The following is a 19,578-nucleotide window of genomic DNA, read 5'->3' as shown; positions in this document are numbered from 1 at the left end:
GTGAAAGCTTACGTCCTTCATGTTACGCCCGCTCTTCCATAAGTGCTTCAAACTGCGCCCCGGTGAGGCGATTTTCCTTTACCAGAACATCTACGATTTTCTCAATCTTATCCCTGCCTTCAGTGATGATCTGAAGAGTATTCGCCATCTCTTTTCTCAAAAGAGAGTTGATCTTGGCAACATATTCAGAGGCCAGAGCAGACTTCATGATCTCGTCTCTGTCAAGAACCATCATCTGGTCATCCTCCATTCCGTAAGTACACAGAATGCGGAAAGCAAGGTTCGTGGCCTGCTTAAGGTCACTTGAGGCACCGGTATTAAGGGATGCATCCTTGCCAAAGAATATCTGCTCGGCTGCACGTCCAGCCAGCGCAGTCCTGATTTTGCCAATGAGCTGCTCCCTGGTATATTCCGGAATGTCCTCCGCATTGGCATGCTGCATATAGCCGCCAAAGTTGCCTCTTGACTCAATGGTTATGTAGGAAGGCTTGTCTCCGCTAAGGTAGGATACATAGGCATGACCGGTCTCATGATATGCCACTTTTCGATAGTAGTCCGGTGTGTGCTCTTTCTTTTCACCGTAGTTATACTCTTCCAGGGCATTTAAGATGTCCTTGTCGCTTACCTGTCTTCCTTCTCTTCCGGCATTTCTGAATGCAAGATCAATAACATTCTGAAGGATAGCAAGACTCTGCCCGGTTGTCCTCTCAGCTACGCTCTTTGCTATCTCCTCAGAAACGCCTTCTATGTTCTTGTTCTTCAAAAGCCTTAAGATATAGGTTTTTCTCTCCTCCTCGTTGGGAAGATCCACATATATCTTGTTGTCAAATCTTCGGATCAGGGCGCTGTCCAAGGATGAAATTCCATCGGACTCCGCTCCTACGCCGTAGTTTGTGGCCGCCAGAACAAATACAGGCTTGGAACTGCTGGCAGAAGAAAATCCATCCATCTCCGTCAGAAGGACATTCAGCATGCTGTCCGTTACGGCTGTAAACTCAGATCCGGTCCTCTGCTTACCTATGGCATCGATCTCATCTATGAAAATGATGGCAGGCGCAAACTTTCTGGCCCTCTTAAAGAGCTTTCTGATATTGGCCTCACTCTCACCCACATATTTGTTCTTGAAATTAGCCGCGCTGGTCTCCATAAAGTGAACATCGCATTCCCCGGCCATGGCCTTTGCCAGCATGGTCTTACCTGTTCCGGGAGGTCCGTAGAGGAGAACACCCTTGGGCGCCTTGCCTCCTGCCGCCAGGAACTGCTTGGGATTCTTGAGATACTTAACGAAGTACTGAAGCTCTTCCTTGGCCTTCTCTGCACCGATGATATCAGAAAACCGCACATTGGGTCTTTCGGCGTCGCTGAGGATCGAACCGCGGCTCTCCACATCCACCGCCATTCTCTTCTTGAGATCGTAGTAGCGGATCAGAGCCTTTCCTTCGTTGATCTCCTGCTTGGTGGAAAAGTCTATAACCCAGCCTCTCTGGGTGAAATCGCGGCTCTCCCTCTCCATATACAGTTCTTCCATTATCTGGGTAAACAGACGTTTAAAGCCAGCTCCCCGACCGGTGTCAACGGATGCAATTCCCGCAGCTCCCTCCTGAATGAAGGTATTGCGGTCAACATCCGAGAATTTCCCGTTCATCTCAAGCAGATAGATGGGAAGTTCAGCCTGTGTATCAGCAATGTAATGAAGAAGCTTTACGCCCTTTGTATTGTAGTCTGCAATACTGAGGATCGTATCGTCCTCCTTGTTCCTGCCAAGGAAGGGATCGATATAAACCGCTGAAATATCGCTGTTAAGATACTCCTTAGCCTTCTCATAGTCGGCTGTCCTGTGGATGGTGTACCTGCTGCTTTCAAGGTCATCAAACATCTCATTGTCCGAGAAAAACAGAACCTCGCTCTTCTCTTCACTCTTAAACAGTCCCTTAAGTTCAGGATCTATTCCGTCCCATTCCACATCAATGCTAATGGACTTTATGGCATTGTCAGCGGATTTACTGTTCTCCATCTGGCGAAGAAGCTCATAGATCTCATCCTTTAAGAACTTTCCGCTCTGTCCCACAGCGACTCTGGCATCGATATCTCCGCCTCTGTTATAGATGAAAAGAAGAGGCAGATAATTGGAATACTTGACTTTAACGCCGTATTCCTCCTCCATACCACGCACTATCTGATCGAAATTGTCTTTAACCAGCTCCACCAGATACTTAACGGAGAGGTGATTAAAAAGAATGATGTTGCCGGAAGCTATCCTGGAGCAGAACTCAGGTGACAGCGCAGGTTCACCGTCAGGTCCTTTCTCGGAGGTAATGGCATCCACCACAACCTTCTCCGGAAGAGTTGTAAGATTTACGCTCCTGTCAGAGTAAAGCTCACGCCCAACATTGGAGGTGAATATTATAGTTACATCCCTGAAGCTGACAACCTTTTTGCCCATTGTGCCATTGAGTCTTCCTGATCCGAGGATCTGCAAAAACTGCCTCAGAACAACGGGATGAGCCTTTTCTATTTCATCAAACACAAGCAGACATTCCGGGTTTTTGGAAACAAAACCTGCAATGTTATTCTCGGATACGCTGCTGAAATTACCCGGGCTTCCGATGAGCTCCTGAATAGCCTGTGAGGTTACATACTCACTCATGTTAAAGATCTTGTACGGGATCCCCAGAGACTTACCTGCTGTCTCGGCCAAAAGAGTCTTACCCACCCCGGGAGGTCCGAAGAAGAAGAAAAATGATTTAGGTCTGTCTCCTTCTCTGGTTTTCCTTAAAAGTTCTCCCTGGTTATACCCCTGGATGAACTTAAGAACCGCCTGATCCTGACCTTTTACCACATCAAGAAGGGCTATACTCAGTTCCCTGTACTTCTTTGAAAGATCTGAAAGGTTTCTTGGCTCATCACTTTTCCCGGCCTGATCCTTGCTTTTGGAAGCCGGTTCTTTTTCCGCCGGTGAATCCTCTTTCTTGTCCGTTACACTTCCGGTATCGTATCTGACTGTCTTCTCATTGACCTTAGGCTCTGTGATTTCTGTCTTTTCTGCCTTTGCGGCCTTTTCACCCACCTCTTCCCGGGGCATATTTTCCCTGAGTTCTCCCATGTACTTATATACATCCGACAGCTCTTTTCCCTCGGAAAAATATTTGTCCATGGAAACATATGAGAGTTCCCGTGCTTTTTCTAGAATTTCGGAAGAAGCAGTGTCAGGGGTTGTTCCCTTCAGATACTCTTCAAACTTCTCTTTTGCTTCTCTGATCCTGTCCTTAGGTATATACGGCAATAGCAGTAATAAGCCGGATTTGATCATGTCCAAATCCAGCTTATTATCAGAGAACCACTTACGTGCCGTCTCGAGATCGTCCGTGCATTCCGACGGAACAAAGATGCCAACCTGAGTCTCATCCAGCGTAAGTAATTTGGAATAGCCAAATATCACGTTGTCAGGATATACATCTGCGTCGCGACAGAACTGCATCGCAACCTCGAAAACCTTATTACGGCCGGCGCTCATGCCTTATGCCCAAAGGGCCTTCATGAATACCGGATATGCGCCTTCAACGATCTTCACCATTCTGATCATGAGCTCGAAGCACTCAGGGCCGCAGGAATCCAACTGGATAACTGCATCCAACTTGGCGCTGATGCTGCCGTTTTCAGTATCAAGCACAAACTTCACCAGTCTGTACTGTCCGTTAACCTCATTAAGTACGGGGTAAATCTTATCGTATTTTTCTGCAGGAACAGTAATATACTCAAGTCCCTCAAGATGAACATGAGCATCGTCCTCATCAAAATCAAAGAAAATGCTGATGGAGCCGCCTTCGAAATTCCAGCCCACTCTAAGAAGCGTGTCATTTATAACCGTTGCCTTTGTTTCCTGAGCCTCAAAAAACGCTTCTACAACCTTTGCTGCCATACCTGCCATAATATTAGTACCTCCGTGTGTTTTTTTTGTTAGAACATTATTAATTATATGCAATGCTGATAACTTTTGCAAATAAACCACAAGTGTGGTTAACTATGATATGTACATAAAAAAATACTCAAACGGCGGATAAAATCCATGGACATTTTCTTTCTTATTTTCCCTGTTATTCTCACAATTCTGATTTTCTTTGGCGCAAACTTTGCAGGGCTTGTAAAGCCGTCCGGATGTTCCAATCCCTATGCTCCCCACGATGACTTTTTTCTCCAGAGCAAAATGATAAGGGCGGCGGCCTGTCTTTTCATAATTCTCCATCACCTGGTACAGAAAATCTCCGTATACGGCAATATCGACAGAGGTCCCATAAACGTATTCAACGACATGGGATACCTGCTTACAGCCATCTTCTTTTTCTATTCCGGATACGGTCTTCTTACAAGCTTCTATACCAAAGAGAGGTATCTTGACACCTTTCTTATAAAGAGGATTCCCACAATACTCCTGCCCTTCTGGCTCATTAACTTCATCGACATCCTGATAAGCAGGTTTGCCTACGGAACAAGGGAAGGCATTATCGAGGTCATTAAGGATGTGTTCGGACTGCAGCTGATAAACGGCAACGGATGGTTCATCATCGAAATCGCGGTGATCTATCTGATGTTCTACGTGATCTTCCGCCTTGTAAAAAACAAGGATGCGGCACTTATCCTTCTTAGCATCGCTGTTCTTGCCATAATCCCCTATGCCTATATTCAGGGACACGATCCGGAGGGTGTAAAGAGCACCTGGTTCCACGGGGAATGGTGGTATATTTCAACGACCTCCTTTATCCTTGGCACTGTCTATGCAAGGTTTAAGGACGGCATTGACGGATTTATAAAAAAGCACTATTATCCCGTGCTCATCGCTTCTTTTGTATTGTCCGTAATCACCCACTTTACGGCGGTTATGTGCCTTCGTTTTCTTGGGTACTACCATACCGGAATGCCTTCCGCCACAAGAGACGGCGTTATCACCCTGATCGCCCAGAACATTGATTCCTGCGTCTTTGCGATCCTGATCCTTGTTCTGTCCATGAGGATCTCTCTTAGAAGCCGCTTCCTTAAGTTTATAAGCGGTGTAAGCCTTGAGCTGTTCCTGATCCACGGCACCCTTTTAGAGCTGGTGTTTGATAGGATCGAAGCTCCGGACGGTATCCGGTTTTTGATAGTTTACCTTGTGTCCATCGCCGCCACTGCACTTATAGCCCCGGTTATTGGTTTCGTGGTCAAAAGAGCCATCACTGCCCTTCAGTTTTTGACATCAGATGAGAGAAACAAAAAGAAGGTAGCTCTTGGTCTTCTTACTGTGCTTTTGGTTTTCCTTGCAGTTGTTGGAGGGCTCCTTTACGGAGAGAGATTCTTCTTTGCAGAGGAAAACTACAAGGAAGAGATGAAGGTCATCAAGAAAGCCGCCGTCGGGGAGGAAGTCCTCTATGGGCGCTTTGATACCAATCCTCTCATCCCCGGTGCCGAGCGCATGACCTGGATCGTTGTCAGCAAAAAAAGCGGAGTTGCCACACTTCTTGCAAAAGCAGGAATAGACGGCAATTACTACAATCAAAAACACGAAGCCGTATCCTGGCAGGACTCGGATCTTCGTGCATATATAAATTCAGACAGATATATGAAAACCTTTAACCCCTTTGAGATGAAAAGCTTAGAGTCAGACCATGACGGGGATTACTTCGGCCTTCTTACTGCAGATGAAGCTGAAGCTTTCTTTGGATCGGATGCGGAGCGGGAGCTTATCATCTCAGACGTTGCAAAAAACCGTGGTACCAATGTGAACCTCATGAGCAAGATCCACAGCTGGGATATGAAGGAATACCATACCTCCTGGTGGTGGCTTCGGGGCGATGACGGGGTTTCTGGCCTCACAGCTCCTATTGTAACTGAAGATGGCACCATTGAACTTGGCGTGAAATACGTTAACAAGCCCGCAGGTGCCATTCGTCCCATCATATGGGTAAGGTACGGTATTTGATCATCTTCTGACACTGGCAGCCATTCGATGGTAGGTATGACGGATGCCTCGAATACTGATGCTGTATGCCATAATGTTCTTAGGTGCTGCAATTCCGGGATGGCCGCTGTCTCCGATGTGGTGAAGGTCAGTTCCGGTCTGCTTGCACAAAAGAGCTATCTGCCTTATCGTCTCTTCGTCGGTGCCCTCCTGGCTTGTGCCAATGGCAGTCATTGAAAGTTTTCCCAGCTTATGAATATGGGTAACACGCTCTCTTGCCCACTCAAGGGTTATTCCGGGAACTGTCCCGGGTGCGGGAAGAAGAATGATGTCCGCTCCCGCTTCAGAGAAGGCATCAATATCTTCCATGGTAAGAATAGCATCAGCTCCTTCGGATACCACGCCTGCAGCATGCATCTTGCCGGATGCTATGATAACATCTTCTCCCACTGCCTCTTTTATCTCCCTGATGGCATTAAGGATTCCCTCGTTGGTTACCCCTATGCCCGGATTACCTGTTATGAGGATAAGGTTAACTCCCATATCCCTGGCACGGATTGCATTTTCAGCGTTGGCAACACGGCCTTTTGTCAGTGCCCAGGGGTTGTCAGAACCCTCCACAATTTTTCCCGGTTCTAAGTTGATCCCAAGAGGAAGGCCTGTAAGTTTCTTCATAAGTCTTACGGTATCTTCCGGTTTGTGGTCCGGAAGTCCATTTATATCGGGATTCCACACGTCGAAAATATTGCAGAGAATAAAGTCGGAGCCAAAAGCCGCGCACAGCTCCGCATTTGACACATCCTCGCACTGTGGCGTAAACATGCCGATGCATTCCGTCATAATGGTTCTTCCTTCGCTTTCGGCAATGGCGCTTAGAAGCTCCTGCTTTCCCATCTTTTCAAAATCACTTGCAAAACTGTTTAAGACTCTTTTGCCCATGCTTTATCTCCTGTCTGTGCAATTTGCTGCGTGATTGCCTCTTTTTACTCAGCTACTGCTTCCTTGTTTTTCTTCTTGCTGAATACTTCTACCGCTTCCTGATTGTTCTCATTCATGGCGATCCTTCTTAAAACCTTCCTGATAATGAATGAAAGTCCTACGGAAATAACCAGAAGGACAAGACCTGCTATCAGCATAACGTTGGACTCTGTTCTGGCCACCTCAGCCTGCTGTGCAATATCAGTTCCTGACAGTTCAGCTGCTGCCTGCGCTGCTGCAAGAGCCAGGAAACCAAAGCTGTTAAATATAAAGTGCATAATGATCGATGTCCAGATACTTCCGCTGGCAAAGTTGGCAAGGGCAAAAATTACGCCAAGAACTATGGCATAGCACATCTGATTGATATTAAGGTGAAGGATGCCAAACATTATTCCGGAAACAGCTGCTGCCACAGCAAGGGAAGTAACTCTTCTGAATCTGTTGAAGCAGAAGCCTCTCATGGCTGACTCCTCACATACAGGTGCAACAATTGCCACAACAATATAGGATGCCAGTAAAGATCCTGAAGTAAACTGATCTGATGCTGCCACAACGGTGTTGGGAACAAAAACCTGTGACAGAGAATTAGCACACCATAAAAGCGGGGCGCTGACTATTGTAAGAAGAACGGTCCAGGGAATTGTTGAAAGCTTGATCTTCCTGAAACCAAAGCTCTCTATGACACGTTCCTTCTTCATCCTGGTATAGATTATAGCGGGAAGAACTACTACGACCTCGGTAATAGTTCCGAAAATCACAAGGGGGACTTCAACTTCAGCCAGTACAAGCACTGTACTTACAAGAATATTCAGCAGAAGCATCAGAATAAATACCACGATGATCCCGATCACCTCTTTTGCCACCCCGGGTTTCTTCTGAACAGGTGCTTCCTGTTCCAATTCATTATTCATTTCATTGCTCATCTTTTTTCCTCCATTAAACAACACTTTTTCCTACTATAAAAACTTACCACAGCAACTACTGTCTGTCACTTCCGCATATTTAACCAGTTCTGCAAAAAGGCTCATGTTCCAAAGCACTTCGGCACCTCTTTTACTCCCTGCTCATGCGTAACAAGGTCATGCCCCAAAGCACTCCGGTATCTCTTTTACTCCCCTGCTCATGCAAAGCGCTGATGAAGCCCCTGTGTATGAAAGGGGCTTGCCTTCTATGTCTGTCACACTGCAGCCCGCTTCCTGCGCAATGAGAGCTGCTGCAGCGTAGTCCCATATCTGGATTTTAAGCTCAAAGTACAGTCCGCACCTTCCGATGGCGACGCAGCACATATCCCAGGCTGCAGTTCCGGATCTTCTAAGGTCCACGCACAGCGGAAGGAGCTCTTTTGCTATGTCAAAAGACTTATCTCTAAGTTCCTCGTAATATGGCGCAGTACCAAAGCAGGCGAGTTGCTCTGACAAGGGCGCCTCAGAGGACATTATCCTCTCTCCGTTCATATATGCACCTTCTCCTGCAATGGCTGAGAACATCATGTCATCGTAGGGGTTGTAGACTACAGCCATGTAGGGCTTTCCATCTTTCAGAAGACCGATGGATACTACTGATGGTCTGTATTCATAGATGAAATTGGACGTTCCGTCTATGGGGTCTATTACAAAACAAAAACCGCTTGCCATCTTGGCTGAGAATACGTCCTGCCCGTCCTCTTCTCCCAGAAACTCTGCTCCGGGAAGAATCTCTTTTAACTTATCAACAAGAAACCTCTGTACCGTCTCATCCGTCTCGGTTACGAAGTTCGCATGTCCTGATTTCTCCATGATCTTTGGGCGTCTGGCTGTGAGTAAGATGTCTCCTGCCTCCCGGGCTGCCTGCTTTATATCTTCTATTGTCATTTTTTGGTGGTTCCTTTCCTGTCAGTCTGTGTATTCCTTCAGTACGTCCAGTCCCAGCAGCAAAGCCTTTTCATGTGAACCTGTTCCAAAATCTCTTACGTCATATTCATGAACATTTGCAAGAGAATCAGCTGTAAACAGGAACTGGCCAAAGCTTGCTCCTCGCTTTCTGCATACTGCGGCAAGTGAAGCACACTCCATCTCAACTACAGAGCATCCTTCCTCCAAACGATATTTTACCATGTCTTTTGTCTCTCTGAAAAATGCATCTGTAGTCCAGGTGGTGCAGGTTACAAATGGAAGGTCATGTTTATTAAAACACCTCTCAATTGCTGCCACCGGTTCTTTATCCAGCTCGATATATCTCGAAGCCGGTAGATAGTGATAGGATGTGCCTTCAGCCCTAAGAGCTTTTGTTGGAACAATAAAGACGTTCTCAGGAAGATCTGCAAGAACTCCGCATGAGCCTACAGCAATTATCTTTTCGCACCCGCAGCTTATGAGGCAGTCAACTAAAGACGCTGCTCCCGGAGCCCCTATCAAAGACTGTACAAGACAAATATCTTCACCGTTTTCATTAAGAACGTATATCTTAACAGTATATGAAACGGTGATAAAGTTCTCCACCACCTCAGCATTATGCTCCTGCGCAAATTTCGAAACCACGTCGCCCAGAAATGTAAAGAGGCACTTCTTCGGGAGCTTAAGCTCAGGCCAGTCGTGGTTTGGAGTTATGACTTCGACTGAGTGATCATCGTATTCAAGTATTGGTATCTCATTCTTAATTATCATCTCATGCCCTCCTTTTTGTATGAAAAAAGACCTTACCAAACATGTGCTTGATAAGGTCTAAAGTTGTCAGTGCTCCGATGAAATAATTAGTTGTAAGTATACGGGACACTTAGAGCATTGTCAATACAATTTTCTGTCTATAGGTTATTTTTACTGACAATTCATTACTTGCCGCAATATACCTTGATTGCCTGATAGACAAACTCTGCAGTTCCTTCGCCGCCCATCTTGTCGATGTTGTCGGTGAACTCTCCGGCCCCGGTATACATCTTGCCAAGGCTAAAGAGAATCTCATCGGTGCAGTGGTAGAAATGATCAGTGATGTAGGCCTGAAGCTTCTTAACCTGAGCCTGGACCTTATCGGATGCGTGATCTGAATCCTTCATTGCACCGAACTCCTCAAATATCTTCATGAAATCTGCCATCATATCTGACTTTTCAGAATCGGTGCGATTCTTATCCTTTTCTTCAAACTCTTTGAATTCGGGAGTCTTTCCCCACTGCTCTTTTGCTCTTTTTGCGTATTCATCAATTTTACTTATATCAAATGCTTTAAAATCCAATTTTCTCACTCCTCTCAGTTTTAGTCCTTTGCACATATCGATCAGGTTCTCGATGTGCTCCTTCTTAAGTTCCAGGAGCCCAATCTGCTGATCCAGTGCTTTCCTCTTGTCAAAATCAGATCTGGTCACAATTTCTTTTATATCTTTTAGCGGAAACTCCAGCTCCCTGAACAGTAAAATCTGTTGCAGCTTCTCCAGGGCTGCATCGTCATACAGCCTGTATCCGGCCCCGGTATACTCCGCCGGCGCAAGAAGCCCTATTTTGTCATAATACTGCAAGGTGCGTATACTCACTCCTGTCAGTTTACTTACTTCATTTACTGTCATCATGGCTTTCATCTCCTTCACGTGTAATTATAGCTTAAACTATTACGCAACGTCAGGGTCAACAGTTTTTGCGAAAAAATGCAAAAAAATAAGAGGCTCGCAAAGAACCTCTTTGAACCTCTTTACAATACATTATTCAGAATTAATGTTACTCCTGAAACGATCAGCAGGATGATCACAATCTTTTTTACTACCCTCTCACTAATCCTGCCGGCACTCAGCATTCCTGCCACCAGTCCGATAATCATGAATGGTGCAAGCACCAGAGCTCTTTTAAGTGCAGCAACAGTGAGAATTCCGTAAAAGAGATACAGCCCTACTCTAAAGGTGTTCTCAATCACAAATACTGTGCAGATATTGGCCTTGAAAGACTTCATATCATCTGTCGTCCTGCCAATATAGGCACCTAGCAGAGCGCCGACTCCAAAGAGCCCACACAGAAATCCCGACAGAATACCTATTATCGTAAGCAGTATCTTCGAGCTCCCCACCTTCTTGTGGGACAATTCCCTGAGCAGCATCTCTATGCCCACAATTATCACCAGCACTCCGAAGATTATCTTGACCAGCGTAACATCCGCATTCTTCAGGAAAAGAGCTCCTCCAAAGCTTCCGACAATCACCATGATTGCCAGCGGAAGAACAATCTTAAGGTCAATTGCCTTTCTCTCTTTCCAGCTTATTATCAGGTTAGTCGGGTAACCAAGAACAAGTTCCAATGGCGAAATATTTATATTAGCAGCCGTAAAGCTTAATATCGACGTAAAAACAAGAGTGTTTGCGAATCCGCAAAGCCCCTTAACATAAAACGCTGCAAGCGTTGCAATTATCCAATAGCCCATATATCCAATCACCTAAATCCGAAAATGTATAGCCAATGCCTCTCGCCTTGTCAGTATTAAAGCTAAGTGTATCTGTCAGACCATTGTATGGCGCTGCGTCGCCGGCAGCATCAAGAATCGCAGTCTTACCGATTTTCTTTTCAGCATAATCAATTATCTCCGAAATCTTTATGACTCCGTTTGAGCATCCGTTCACAGCGCCGTCACATGGGTGATCTGCAAGGTATGCGATGAACTCCCCTGCTTCTTTTTCATGGATAAAAGACATTGCTCTGTCACAATCATCAATGTACATAGGACTCCCGCTTCTTATATGATCAACATAGAAACGAAGTCGTCCGGTATAATCATTTTCTCCAAGAACAACAGGATACCTCACAAAAGTGCATGAAGCTTCATCCATAAACTCAAGAGCTGCACGCTCTGCGTTGCGCTTAGTCTCGGGATAATCGGGAAGTCTGTCCTGCCATTTCAGAGGATGATCTTTTGTTATGAATTCCTCTTCTCTGATATCCGCGTGATCTTCATGATAAACAGAGCAGCTGGACATCTGAATATACCTGTCGCAGGTTACATTTTCCAAAAGAGCTTTTACGTCATTGGAGCCATAGGCAATCTTATCGATTATTACGTCAAATTCAAGACCGCTTAAAGCTCTTTTTATACTGTCAGAATCTGTTCTGTCAAAGACAACACTCTTCACTTCTCCTGCAAAATCCGCCTTGGCATTTCCTCTCGTGGCAATTGTCACATCATGGCCGGCGGACAGTAGTGCATTGACCATTGGAATTCCAAAAAATCTTGTTCCACCCACAACAAGTATTTTCATAACACGCTCCTCTTTCCTTCAGCTCAAAGCATAGATCATGATTGCCTGTTGAACTTTCAAAAGATTCTTTTTAAACTCATATCCCACAAAGAAATCTGAATCGATCACATCCGCAGATACTTCTTCTCCACGATAGAACGGAGGACACGGATTCAGGATTGCATTATTATTTGCCTTCTCCATCAGGTCTTTTGTTATTTGATAGTTCTTAAAATTCTCAAGCATACTCGATGGAATGGAATCGGTGCAGACAATGTCTTTTCCTACGATTGCATTATTCAGATTGTCGCCGTAAGGAACTCCGGGGATGCGGTATTTGTCCGGTCCACACTGAGTCAGCGAAAGACCAAAAGCATCCGATGCCTCTTTCCAGGCCTTTCCAATATTTCCATCGCCGCCGACAAATAAGTATTTATCGCCAAGGTAATCCTCTCTGATTCCAGAAAGTGTGTATAGATCGGACATCATCTCGCAGGGATGATTGTCATCAGTCATAGCGTTAATGACAGGGGCTGACATTGCATCAGCCATCCTGTCTAACATACTAATATCAGGATAACGCACGATTACAGCATCTGCCCAGTTCTGCAGATATCCGCACACATCCTTTATTTCTTCTTTCTTATCCAGTGTCTTCGGATCGAACAATATGGACTGGCCACCGAGAAGGTATATTCCTTTTTCAAAAGACACTCTGGTTCTTATGCTCGATGCCGGAAAGAACATAACTATGGTCTTCCCTTTAAGGAATCCGTCATACTCCTCGATGGTATCGGCAATTTCAAATATCTTAAGAAGTTCTTCTTTTTTGTGATCCGTAAGTCTTATAAAAGATTTCATTCCATGTACCTGTTATTGTTTTTCTTATATGCCTTGGCCCACTTGGAAATTTCTTTTTTCTTGGCATAGTTCTTGGTATTCTCTGAGCCAAGATTCTTGTACAGCGCATATCTCTCAGGGGAGAGTTCACCGTTTGCGATGGCTGCTTTAATTGCGCATCCCGGCTCTGTCTCGTGCCTGCAGTTACTGAATTTGCACTGACATTCCAATTCTACAATATCGGAAAAGGTATCATCAATACCTTCAGCGGTGTTTGCCATGCCTATTTCGCGCATTCCGGGAGTGTCAATAAAGCAGATTCCATTTGATGTCTCGATAAGCCTTCTGATGGTTGTAGTGTGGCGTCCCTTGTCATCATCTTTTCTGATCTCTGAGGTCTTCATGATATCCTCCCCTATCAGAGTGTTGACAAGCGTTGATTTTCCGACACCGGAAGAGCCCATGAGGCAGATCGTATTTCCGGGGATCAGATATTCTCTGAGCTCCTCAAGTCCGATGCCATAGATTGCCGAAATTGCATGAACCCGTACCTTATCAGATATCTGCTCCACCTCACGCACATATCTTCCTGTATTGTTGCAGAGGTCTGATTTGGTGAGGATCACAACAGGAGTAGAGCCTCCCTGAAGCGCAACGCTTGCGTACCTTGCTATGCGGTTGTAGTTGTAGTCCTCATTAAGGGACGTGACAATAAAGCAGTAGTCCACGTTGGAAACCATGTACTGCATAACTCCTGTCTTGGCCTGGTCGGGTCTTTGGAGGAAGCTAGTTCTCTCACATACAGAAAGGATCATTGAATCCCCCTGCCTGTTATAGCGAAATGTCACATAGTCTCCCACTACCGGAAGCTTGTCTGCATCTTCACCGTAGAAGTTTCCCTTTAACTTGGCCGGAATTTCCTGTTCCCAGAATTTTATCATGTAGCTGTTTTTGCTTACCTGCGATATTCTTCCGAGTTTTTCTTCATGAAGCCACTGGCAGGAAAGCTTAAGAGGTTTGTAATACGGGAATTTACTCGTAAACTCTTTTACCTCATCTTCATCCTCGCACTCCTCGAATACGGGTGCTTCATAGAACAGGCCGTGAATATCCTCGAATCCATCGTTAAGAGGAAGTGCCATAAACGCATCTGCATTTCCAAATGCCGGGTGATGGATATCAAAGTTGTCGCAGGTCTTAAAGCCGTGCTTTGGATAATACTCGGGCTCTCCGCAGATCACGATTCCCTTGTATCCTGCTGCCTTTGCAAGAGCAATAGTCTCTTTTAACAGCGCCGCACCTATCCCTGCGCTAAAGCATGTAGGCTCAACGGCCAGAGGTCCGAAGGTCAGCACTTCGTGTTCTTTATCGCCATCCACGACCTTGGCCTTTGAGTAAAATATCGCGCCTACTATCCTGCCATCAAGCTCTGCAACGCGGCTGAGCTCCGGCAGGTATTCATCAGCGCTGCGGAGTTTGTGGACCATAAGATGCTCGTTGCATCCCGGACCGTGAATGTTCCAAAAAGCGCGCATGGTCATCAGTTCTGTGTCGTAGTAATCACTTGTAGTTTCTTTTCTGATTATTAAATTATTCAATGTTTTGTCTCCTTGAAAAAATTAAGTCTAATAGTCTTTAGTTATAGTTTTCTGTAATAGTATGGAGACCTTGTTTCTTCTTCATGGAACGCTGCCCGAACCGGGCGTGATTGGAAGATGTATGAAAATTCCCAAATAAAAACCGTGACAAAAATGCCACGGTCTAAATACGCTATATAAATGCCTTGCAGATATCAGAAGGCATAAACCGAGGTCATCATACTATATTCATTTACAATCTCTGTTCTGTTTGCACTCATTATTATGATTACCTCGCTTTCCTCAAGATTTTTATTACATTACACAGAGTAACAAATGTGCGCTTTAAAGTCAACGTGTTTTTTAGTTCGTCAGAATACCAGCTTCTGCTTCATCTCATTATATTTTTCAGAAGTCATAAGAGCAGTTTCATCCGTGCCCTTAAGTGTTACCGTATATGTCCATCTGCCGTACACCTCAAGCTTTTTGACTGCTTCCACTCTGATTATGTACGACTTGTGGCATCTCATGAATTTGTCAGGATCGAGTTTCTCCTGTATAGAAGAAAGAGATGACGACGTAAGGAAGGTCTCATCCTCCGTCACTATCCTGCTTATGCCATCGGTCCTCTCGATCATTATAATATCCTTCGTATCAATGAGATTTATCTCTTCTTTTCCGCGGATCACCAGCTTGTCAAAAGAGCCTTCAGCTTTTGCCTCAGTTTCTTTTTCCGCTGTCATACTCTTTATTCTGCCAAGTGTCTTGCCTATCCTCTCAAGATCGAAGGGTTTGACGAGATAGTCAAAAGCGTATATCTCAAAAGCATTGGCCATATACTCGCTGTGGGCTGTTGCGAAAACTATCTTCACCTTGGGATCCACCTCAGTAATAGCCTTGGCACATTCAAGGCCGCTCTCACCGGACAGATCAATATCCATGAAGACAACATCGGGGCGAAGTTTGATAAAGTCGCTGATAGCCGCTGCGAAATTGCCGCATGAGGATACAACTTCACAATCAGAGGTCTTCTCTATCATTTTCTTCAGAATATTCCGTATCTGCTCTTCATCCTCAACTATCATTACTTTTATCATAACTTCGCCCCTTCATAGCTCTTTTCCCTGGTACTGAGCTGTATTATTTCTTGTCTTTCTTGGTCTCGACATATTCAGCGATACTGTTGCCGATGTCGTTCTTCATCTTGGTATCTGCCTGGACATTTTTGAGATTGTAGTAGTCAAGCACTCCGATATTTCCTGACCTAAGGGCCTCTGCCATTGCTCTTGGAATCTCTGCCTCTGCCTTGACAACCTCTGCTTTCATCTCCTGCTCAAGAGCTACGGCCATTGCCCTTCTCTCCTCAGCCTTAGCCTGAGCGATCTTGGTGTTGGCCTCTGCCTGAAGGCTCTGGAGGTTAGCTCCGATGTTTCTGCCGATGTCGATGTCTGCTATATCAATGGACATGATCTCGTAAGCTGTGCCGGAATCAAGTCCCTTTTCAAGTACAACCTTTGAGATATCATCGGGATTCTCAAGAACGCTGCTGTGAGTGATTGCAGAACCAACTGTAGTTACGATGCCTTCACCTACTCTTGCAAGAACAGTTGCCTCTCCTGCACCACCGATGAGTCTGTCGATATTGGTCCTTACAGTAACACGGGCCTTAACGAGAAGCTCGATACCGTCTTTTGCCACAGCTGCGATCTGAGGTGTCTCAATGACCTTGGGAGTAACACTCATGGTTACGGCCTCGAACACATCACGTCCTGCAAGGTCGATGGCCGATGCCTGCTCAAAGGAAAGATTCATGCTGGCTCTCTCTGCTGCTATAAGGGCGTTTACAACGTTGTCTACATTTCCGCCTGCGAGATAATGAGCTTCAAGCTGATTGGTTGTGACATTTATTCCGGCCTTTGTAGCCTTGATAAGAGGGCTTACGATCTTTACAGGTTTAACCCTTCTAAGTTTCATTCCTACCAGGGAAAAGATACTGATCTTAACTCCGCTGGCTATCGCTGAAATCCACATTCCAACAGGGATTACGGCAAAAAATACAATTAAAAGTACGATTACAATCGCTGCTATTATTATAGGTGTCATCATTTTATTTCTCCTCCTCGACAATTATGCTGTTATTCTTAACTTCTGTAATAACAAGGGCAGAATCCTTTTTTATGTAATAATTTGCTGATAGAATATCCAACTTTACGCCGTCAAACTCACCCTTTCCTGCAGGTCTTAAGTCTGTAATGGCAACTCCCTTTTTCCCGATAAGATATTCCATATCCTTCTCTTCGATAAACAGGTTCTTGCCCTGCAGATCCTCATCGAGTTTGATGGGTGATCTTACCTTCTTCGAGCTGAATATCACTATACTTATAACCAGCATTACTGCGATTATAACAATAGCGATAACGCCGACGATCACTCTTTCCTGGAAGTTTCTTCCGGTGAGGAATATGCCGGCTGCGGTAAAGATGATACCTGCTATTCCCGGAAAGCCAAAGCCGGGCATATAGAACTCGACGCCTATCAGAAGTATTCCTATTATCAGGACTATAACTCCCAATATCTGAACTGCTCCCATAATCATTCTCCTTTTCCAAAGCTTACCGTAAATACTGTCTCTTCGTCATCTGACGAAAGTTCAATATCTCCACTGTTCTTACTCAGAATCTCGGATACGATTGCAAGCCCCATTCCATGGCCTTCGCCTTTCTTGGTTGAAAAGCCTCTTTTGAAAATATTATCTCTTATATCTTCGGGGATCTTTGGGCCATTGTCATCCACGCTGAAAATGTATCTCTCAGGGGTTTCCGTGATCTGCACTCTGAGCTTCTTTTCCTCGCCGGTGGAATCTTCAAGTGCCTTCATGGCATTGTCTATAAGATTGGAGAGAACCTTGCACAGCTCCCAGTCCTCTATGGCTAGTTTTTTCAGATCTGATTTTACATCGACCTGAAATTCGATTCCCTGTGCTTCCGCTTCTGCCATCTTGGCTGCCAGGAGTGCATTTATCGCAGGCTTTGACGTCTTTACAGCTTTTCCTGTTTTTAGCAGCTCCTTGTAGACTTTCCTGAGGTACGAATTCATTTCATCGTATTCCTCAAGTTCCATCAGCCCATAGATGATCTGCAAATGGTTAAGGTAGTCATGTCTGTCCATTCTGAGTTTGTCATTGAGCCTGCACAGGTTATCGACGCTTTCCATAAGTGCATCGTTCCTGGCTATCAGCTTCATGTAGTTCCTTATTAGGACAGCAATACAGGCAATGAGTATCACAACCAATATGACAAAACCGATTAGATAAAAAGATGAGTCTCCCACAACCGCCTCCGTTTTTCTATATACCAATCATAGCATCACTGCCTTTTTGGACAATTCATTTCCTCTCAATTATACAAAATCCCCACTGAAATGACATGAAATGATCCCTAACCCCGTCCCCAGGGACCATTTTTGACCCCTAGGGATGGGGGTTAGGGACCATTTTTACTTCTTAGCAACAATCAGATATCTGTGGATGGTTCCCTGCACAAAGCCGTTTTTATCAATTTCTTCCTGCATCTTAAGGAGCCTGTCAAAGCACTTCTCCACCGAGAATCCGGGGAACTCCCACTCTATGATGCGAGCAAACCACACGAATGCTCCCACATCATAGAACCTGATGGGTCTGAACACTTCTTCTCCGCGGATCACTTCAAATCCGGCTTCTTCAAATTTCTTTTTCTGGATAGAGAGCTCAAGCTCAGGGAAGGGCTCAGGTGTGCCGGGAAGAACCATCTCCACCAGCTCCCTGTCGTTCTTGCCTCCCACCTGCTGAGTGATGAATATGCCGTCATCCTTAAGGAGTCTGTGTATCTCCTTGGGGTCAAAGCTGCCGTGTCTGTTGATCATTATGTCAAAAGAGCTGTCGGCAAAAGGAATGTCTGACTCATTATCGCAAGGCTTAAAATCAATCCCAAGTGGCAAAAGAGTCTCTTTACACAGCTCAACGTTTGGCGGAAAGCCTTCGGTTGCTGCTGTGTTCTTGTAAGGGTGCTTTAGTGATAGCAGGAACTCTCCACCTCCTGTATCAAAATCCATGAGCTTCATGTCAGGATCAAGGTACTCCTCAATTATCTTCTTGTAATCCCAGGGAAGGTCGTCCTCCTCTTCGTATCTGTCATGGATGTGAGAAAAGTCCCAGCCGTGAATGTGGGCGATCTTCTCCTCCGCTTCCCATTCTTTTCTAAGTTCATTTACTCTGTCTGTATTCAAATTTCTGTAATCCATTTTTCTGCCTCTTCTCTGGTGCTAAATGTTATCACGTTTTTGTCCTTATATTTGGAAAAGAGCTCGTAAAGTACCGGCTTGTTTTCTTCCTCATAGTTCTTAACCAGCTCCACCAGTTCCGGATCAAGCTAGATGGTAAAGCGGAAGTCCTGTTTTCTCATGAAGTTTTATGGAGAAGGTGCTCTTACCACTTCCGGAGCACCCCAGTACAAGTACTTTTTTCATTTCTGCAACTTCTCCCACTCATGCCGAAGGATCCTGTACTCCAGGCGGGTTTTCATTCTGTCGTCATGCCACTCATAGTCGATGTGCTCAGCTTCTTTTATGAGCCCGTTCTTTTTCATGACTTTTTCAGAGCCGATATTCTCAGCCAGGCACCCGGTTGTGACTCTGTACACGTTGTCCTGAGTGAAAGCAAATTCGAGCACCTTCTGCACTGCCTCGGACATATATCCGTTTCCCCAGAACTTCGGGTATGTAAAGTATCCAAAATGAACAAGCTTGCCAACCGGCGTGTTGTCTGTAACCGTATAACCAACGCTCCCTACCTGCTCATGGGTGTCTTTAAGTTCCATGTGAAGAAAATAAAACTCCCTATCAGGCTTCTTTATATCTGCCAGTACTTCTTTAAACTCTGCCCTGGCATCTTCAGGTGAATCCAGCTTGATGTCCTGCATATAGTACATGGTCTTATCATCGGTTTTTAATTTGTAGTAGGCATCAAAGTCGCTCTCAGTGTAGTCTCTGAGGATCAGCCTGTCTGTTTCCAGTTTAATCATTAGGTCTTTTCC

At 45.2% G+C, this 19,578-nt stretch carries 18 protein-coding genes; 1 reads left to right on the top strand and 17 read right to left on the bottom strand.

Annotation, left to right across the window (positions count from 1 at the left end):
• Positions 1 to 22: 22 nt before the first annotated feature.
• Positions 23 to 3,478, bottom strand: coding sequence for an AAA family ATPase (locus T456_RS20885; RefSeq protein ID WP_197026842.1), 3,456 nt, complete (start codon positions 3,476 to 3,478; stop codon positions 23 to 25).
• Between the two features lie 39 nt (positions 3,479 to 3,517).
• Positions 3,518 to 3,928, bottom strand: a complete 411-nt coding sequence (locus T456_RS0100640; RefSeq protein ID WP_024864423.1) for a YbjN domain-containing protein — start codon at positions 3,926 to 3,928, stop codon at positions 3,518 to 3,520.
• 138 nt (positions 3,929 to 4,066) lie between these two features.
• Here T456_RS0100640 and T456_RS0100635 point away from each other — a divergent pair, with 138 nt between their 5' ends.
• Positions 4,067 to 5,953 (top strand): acyltransferase family protein, encoded by a 1,887-nt coding sequence (locus T456_RS0100635; RefSeq protein ID WP_024864422.1) that lies wholly within the window; start codon positions 4,067 to 4,069, stop codon positions 5,951 to 5,953.
• Here the strand turns inward: T456_RS0100635 and T456_RS0100630 are convergent, their stop codons facing one another.
• From T456_RS0100630 to T456_RS0100550, 15 genes are all read right to left on the bottom strand, one after another.
• Positions 5,954 to 6,871, bottom strand: a complete 918-nt coding sequence (locus T456_RS0100630; RefSeq protein WP_024864421.1) for a DUF7916 family protein — start codon at positions 6,869 to 6,871, stop codon at positions 5,954 to 5,956.
• A gap of 44 nt (positions 6,872 to 6,915) precedes the next feature.
• Complete coding sequence (locus T456_RS0100625; protein WP_024864420.1) at positions 6,916 to 7,833, bottom strand: CPBP family intramembrane glutamic endopeptidase; 918 nt, start codon at positions 7,831 to 7,833, stop codon at positions 6,916 to 6,918.
• Positions 7,834 to 7,989: 156 nt separating this feature from the next.
• A complete protein-coding gene (locus T456_RS0100620; RefSeq protein ID WP_024864419.1) occupies positions 7,990 to 8,760 on the bottom strand; it encodes an inositol monophosphatase family protein in 771 nt (256 codons plus the stop codon).
• 21 nt (positions 8,761 to 8,781) lie between these two features.
• Complete coding sequence (locus T456_RS0100615; protein WP_024864418.1) at positions 8,782 to 9,552, bottom strand: nucleoside phosphorylase; 771 nt, start codon at positions 9,550 to 9,552, stop codon at positions 8,782 to 8,784.
• Between the two features lie 164 nt (positions 9,553 to 9,716).
• Positions 9,717 to 10,445: a MerR family transcriptional regulator gene (locus tag T456_RS0100610; RefSeq protein WP_024864417.1), complete on the bottom strand. Its 729-nt coding sequence runs from the start codon at positions 10,443 to 10,445 to the stop codon at positions 9,717 to 9,719.
• A gap of 119 nt (positions 10,446 to 10,564) precedes the next feature.
• The gene (locus T456_RS0100605) at positions 10,565 to 11,284 is read right to left on the bottom strand and encodes a sulfite exporter TauE/SafE family protein (protein ID WP_024864416.1); all 720 of its coding nucleotides are present in this window, start codon (positions 11,282 to 11,284) and stop codon (positions 10,565 to 10,567) included.
• On the bottom strand, positions 11,241 to 12,113 hold the full coding sequence (locus T456_RS0100600) for an NAD-dependent epimerase/dehydratase family protein (protein WP_024864415.1): 873 nt from the start codon (positions 12,111 to 12,113) through the stop codon (positions 11,241 to 11,243). Before T456_RS0100600 ends, T456_RS0100605 begins: the two co-directional genes overlap by 44 nt.
• An 18-nt stretch (positions 12,114 to 12,131) precedes the next feature.
• Complete coding sequence (locus T456_RS0100595) at positions 12,132 to 12,953, bottom strand: ornithine carbamoyltransferase (RefSeq protein WP_024864414.1); 822 nt, start codon at positions 12,951 to 12,953, stop codon at positions 12,132 to 12,134.
• Entirely contained in the window at positions 12,950 to 14,530 is a 1,581-nt protein-coding gene (gene rsgA / locus T456_RS20880) for a ribosome small subunit-dependent GTPase A (protein WP_024864413.1), read from the bottom strand. The genes T456_RS0100595 and rsgA overlap by 4 nt, the downstream gene beginning before the upstream one ends.
• Positions 14,531 to 14,880: 350 nt before the next feature.
• Entirely contained in the window at positions 14,881 to 15,606 is a 726-nt protein-coding gene (locus T456_RS0100585; RefSeq protein ID WP_024864412.1) for a LytR/AlgR family response regulator transcription factor, read from the bottom strand.
• Between the two features lie 43 nt (positions 15,607 to 15,649).
• Entirely contained in the window at positions 15,650 to 16,615 is a 966-nt protein-coding gene (gene floA, locus T456_RS0100580; protein WP_024864411.1) for a flotillin-like protein FloA, read from the bottom strand.
• A 1-nt stretch (position 16,616) separates the two neighbouring features.
• Complete coding sequence (locus T456_RS0100575) at positions 16,617 to 17,099, bottom strand: NfeD family protein (protein WP_024864410.1); 483 nt, start codon at positions 17,097 to 17,099, stop codon at positions 16,617 to 16,619.
• A gap of 2 nt (positions 17,100 to 17,101) precedes the next feature.
• Positions 17,102 to 17,839 carry a sensor histidine kinase gene (locus tag T456_RS18835; RefSeq protein ID WP_051464938.1) on the bottom strand — a complete coding sequence of 246 codons (738 nt, stop codon included), beginning with the start codon at positions 17,837 to 17,839 and terminating at the stop codon, positions 17,102 to 17,104.
• A gap of 165 nt (positions 17,840 to 18,004) precedes the next feature.
• Positions 18,005 to 18,787, bottom strand: a complete 783-nt coding sequence (locus T456_RS0100565; protein WP_024864409.1) for a methyltransferase domain-containing protein — start codon at positions 18,785 to 18,787, stop codon at positions 18,005 to 18,007.
• Between the two features lie 221 nt (positions 18,788 to 19,008).
• Positions 19,009 to 19,566, bottom strand: coding sequence for a GNAT family N-acetyltransferase (locus T456_RS0100550; RefSeq protein ID WP_024864408.1), 558 nt, complete (start codon positions 19,564 to 19,566; stop codon positions 19,009 to 19,011).
• Positions 19,567 to 19,578: the final 12 nt, after the last annotated feature.

Origin of the sequence: Butyrivibrio sp. FCS014, assembly GCF_000526935.1 — a bacterium.
Lineage (GTDB): Bacteria > Bacillota > Clostridia > Lachnospirales > Lachnospiraceae > Butyrivibrio.
This window is presented reverse-complemented; position numbering and strand designations above follow the sequence as displayed.

What these genes read in the sequence shown, in the direction of transcription:
- T456_RS20885 (WP_197026842.1), bottom strand. Translation starts at nt 3,478, where the DNA reads ATGCAGTTCTGTCGCGACGCAGATGTATATCCTGACAACGTGATATTT.
- T456_RS0100640 (WP_024864423.1), bottom strand. Translation starts at nt 3,928, where the DNA reads ATGGCAGGTATGGCAGCAAAGGTTGTAGAAGCGTTTTTTGAGGCTCAG.
- T456_RS0100635 (WP_024864422.1), top strand. Translation starts at nt 4,067, where the DNA reads ATGGACATTTTCTTTCTTATTTTCCCTGTTATTCTCACAATTCTGATT.
- T456_RS0100630 (WP_024864421.1), bottom strand. Translation starts at nt 6,871, where the DNA reads ATGGGCAAAAGAGTCTTAAACAGTTTTGCAAGTGATTTTGAAAAGATG.
- T456_RS0100625 (WP_024864420.1), bottom strand. Translation starts at nt 7,833, where the DNA reads ATGAGCAATGAAATGAATAATGAATTGGAACAGGAAGCACCTGTTCAG.
- T456_RS0100620 (WP_024864419.1), bottom strand. Translation starts at nt 8,760, where the DNA reads ATGACAATAGAAGATATAAAGCAGGCAGCCCGGGAGGCAGGAGACATC.
- T456_RS0100615 (WP_024864418.1), bottom strand. Translation starts at nt 9,552, where the DNA reads ATGATAATTAAGAATGAGATACCAATACTTGAATACGATGATCACTCA.
- T456_RS0100610 (WP_024864417.1), bottom strand. Translation starts at nt 10,445, where the DNA reads ATGATGACAGTAAATGAAGTAAGTAAACTGACAGGAGTGAGTATACGC.
- T456_RS0100605 (WP_024864416.1), bottom strand. Translation starts at nt 11,284, where the DNA reads ATGGGCTATTGGATAATTGCAACGCTTGCAGCGTTTTATGTTAAGGGG.
- T456_RS0100600 (WP_024864415.1), bottom strand. Translation starts at nt 12,113, where the DNA reads ATGAAAATACTTGTTGTGGGTGGAACAAGATTTTTTGGAATTCCAATG.
- T456_RS0100595 (WP_024864414.1), bottom strand. Translation starts at nt 12,953, where the DNA reads ATGAAATCTTTTATAAGACTTACGGATCACAAAAAAGAAGAACTTCTT.
- T456_RS0100585 (WP_024864412.1), bottom strand. Translation starts at nt 15,606, where the DNA reads ATGATAAAAGTAATGATAGTTGAGGATGAAGAGCAGATACGGAATATT.
- floA (WP_024864411.1), bottom strand. Translation starts at nt 16,615, where the DNA reads ATGATGACACCTATAATAATAGCAGCGATTGTAATCGTACTTTTAATT.
- T456_RS0100575 (WP_024864410.1), bottom strand. Translation starts at nt 17,099, where the DNA reads ATGGGAGCAGTTCAGATATTGGGAGTTATAGTCCTGATAATAGGAATA.
- T456_RS0100565 (WP_024864409.1), bottom strand. Translation starts at nt 18,787, where the DNA reads ATGGATTACAGAAATTTGAATACAGACAGAGTAAATGAACTTAGAAAA.
- T456_RS0100550 (WP_024864408.1), bottom strand. Translation starts at nt 19,566, where the DNA reads ATGATTAAACTGGAAACAGACAGGCTGATCCTCAGAGACTACACTGAG.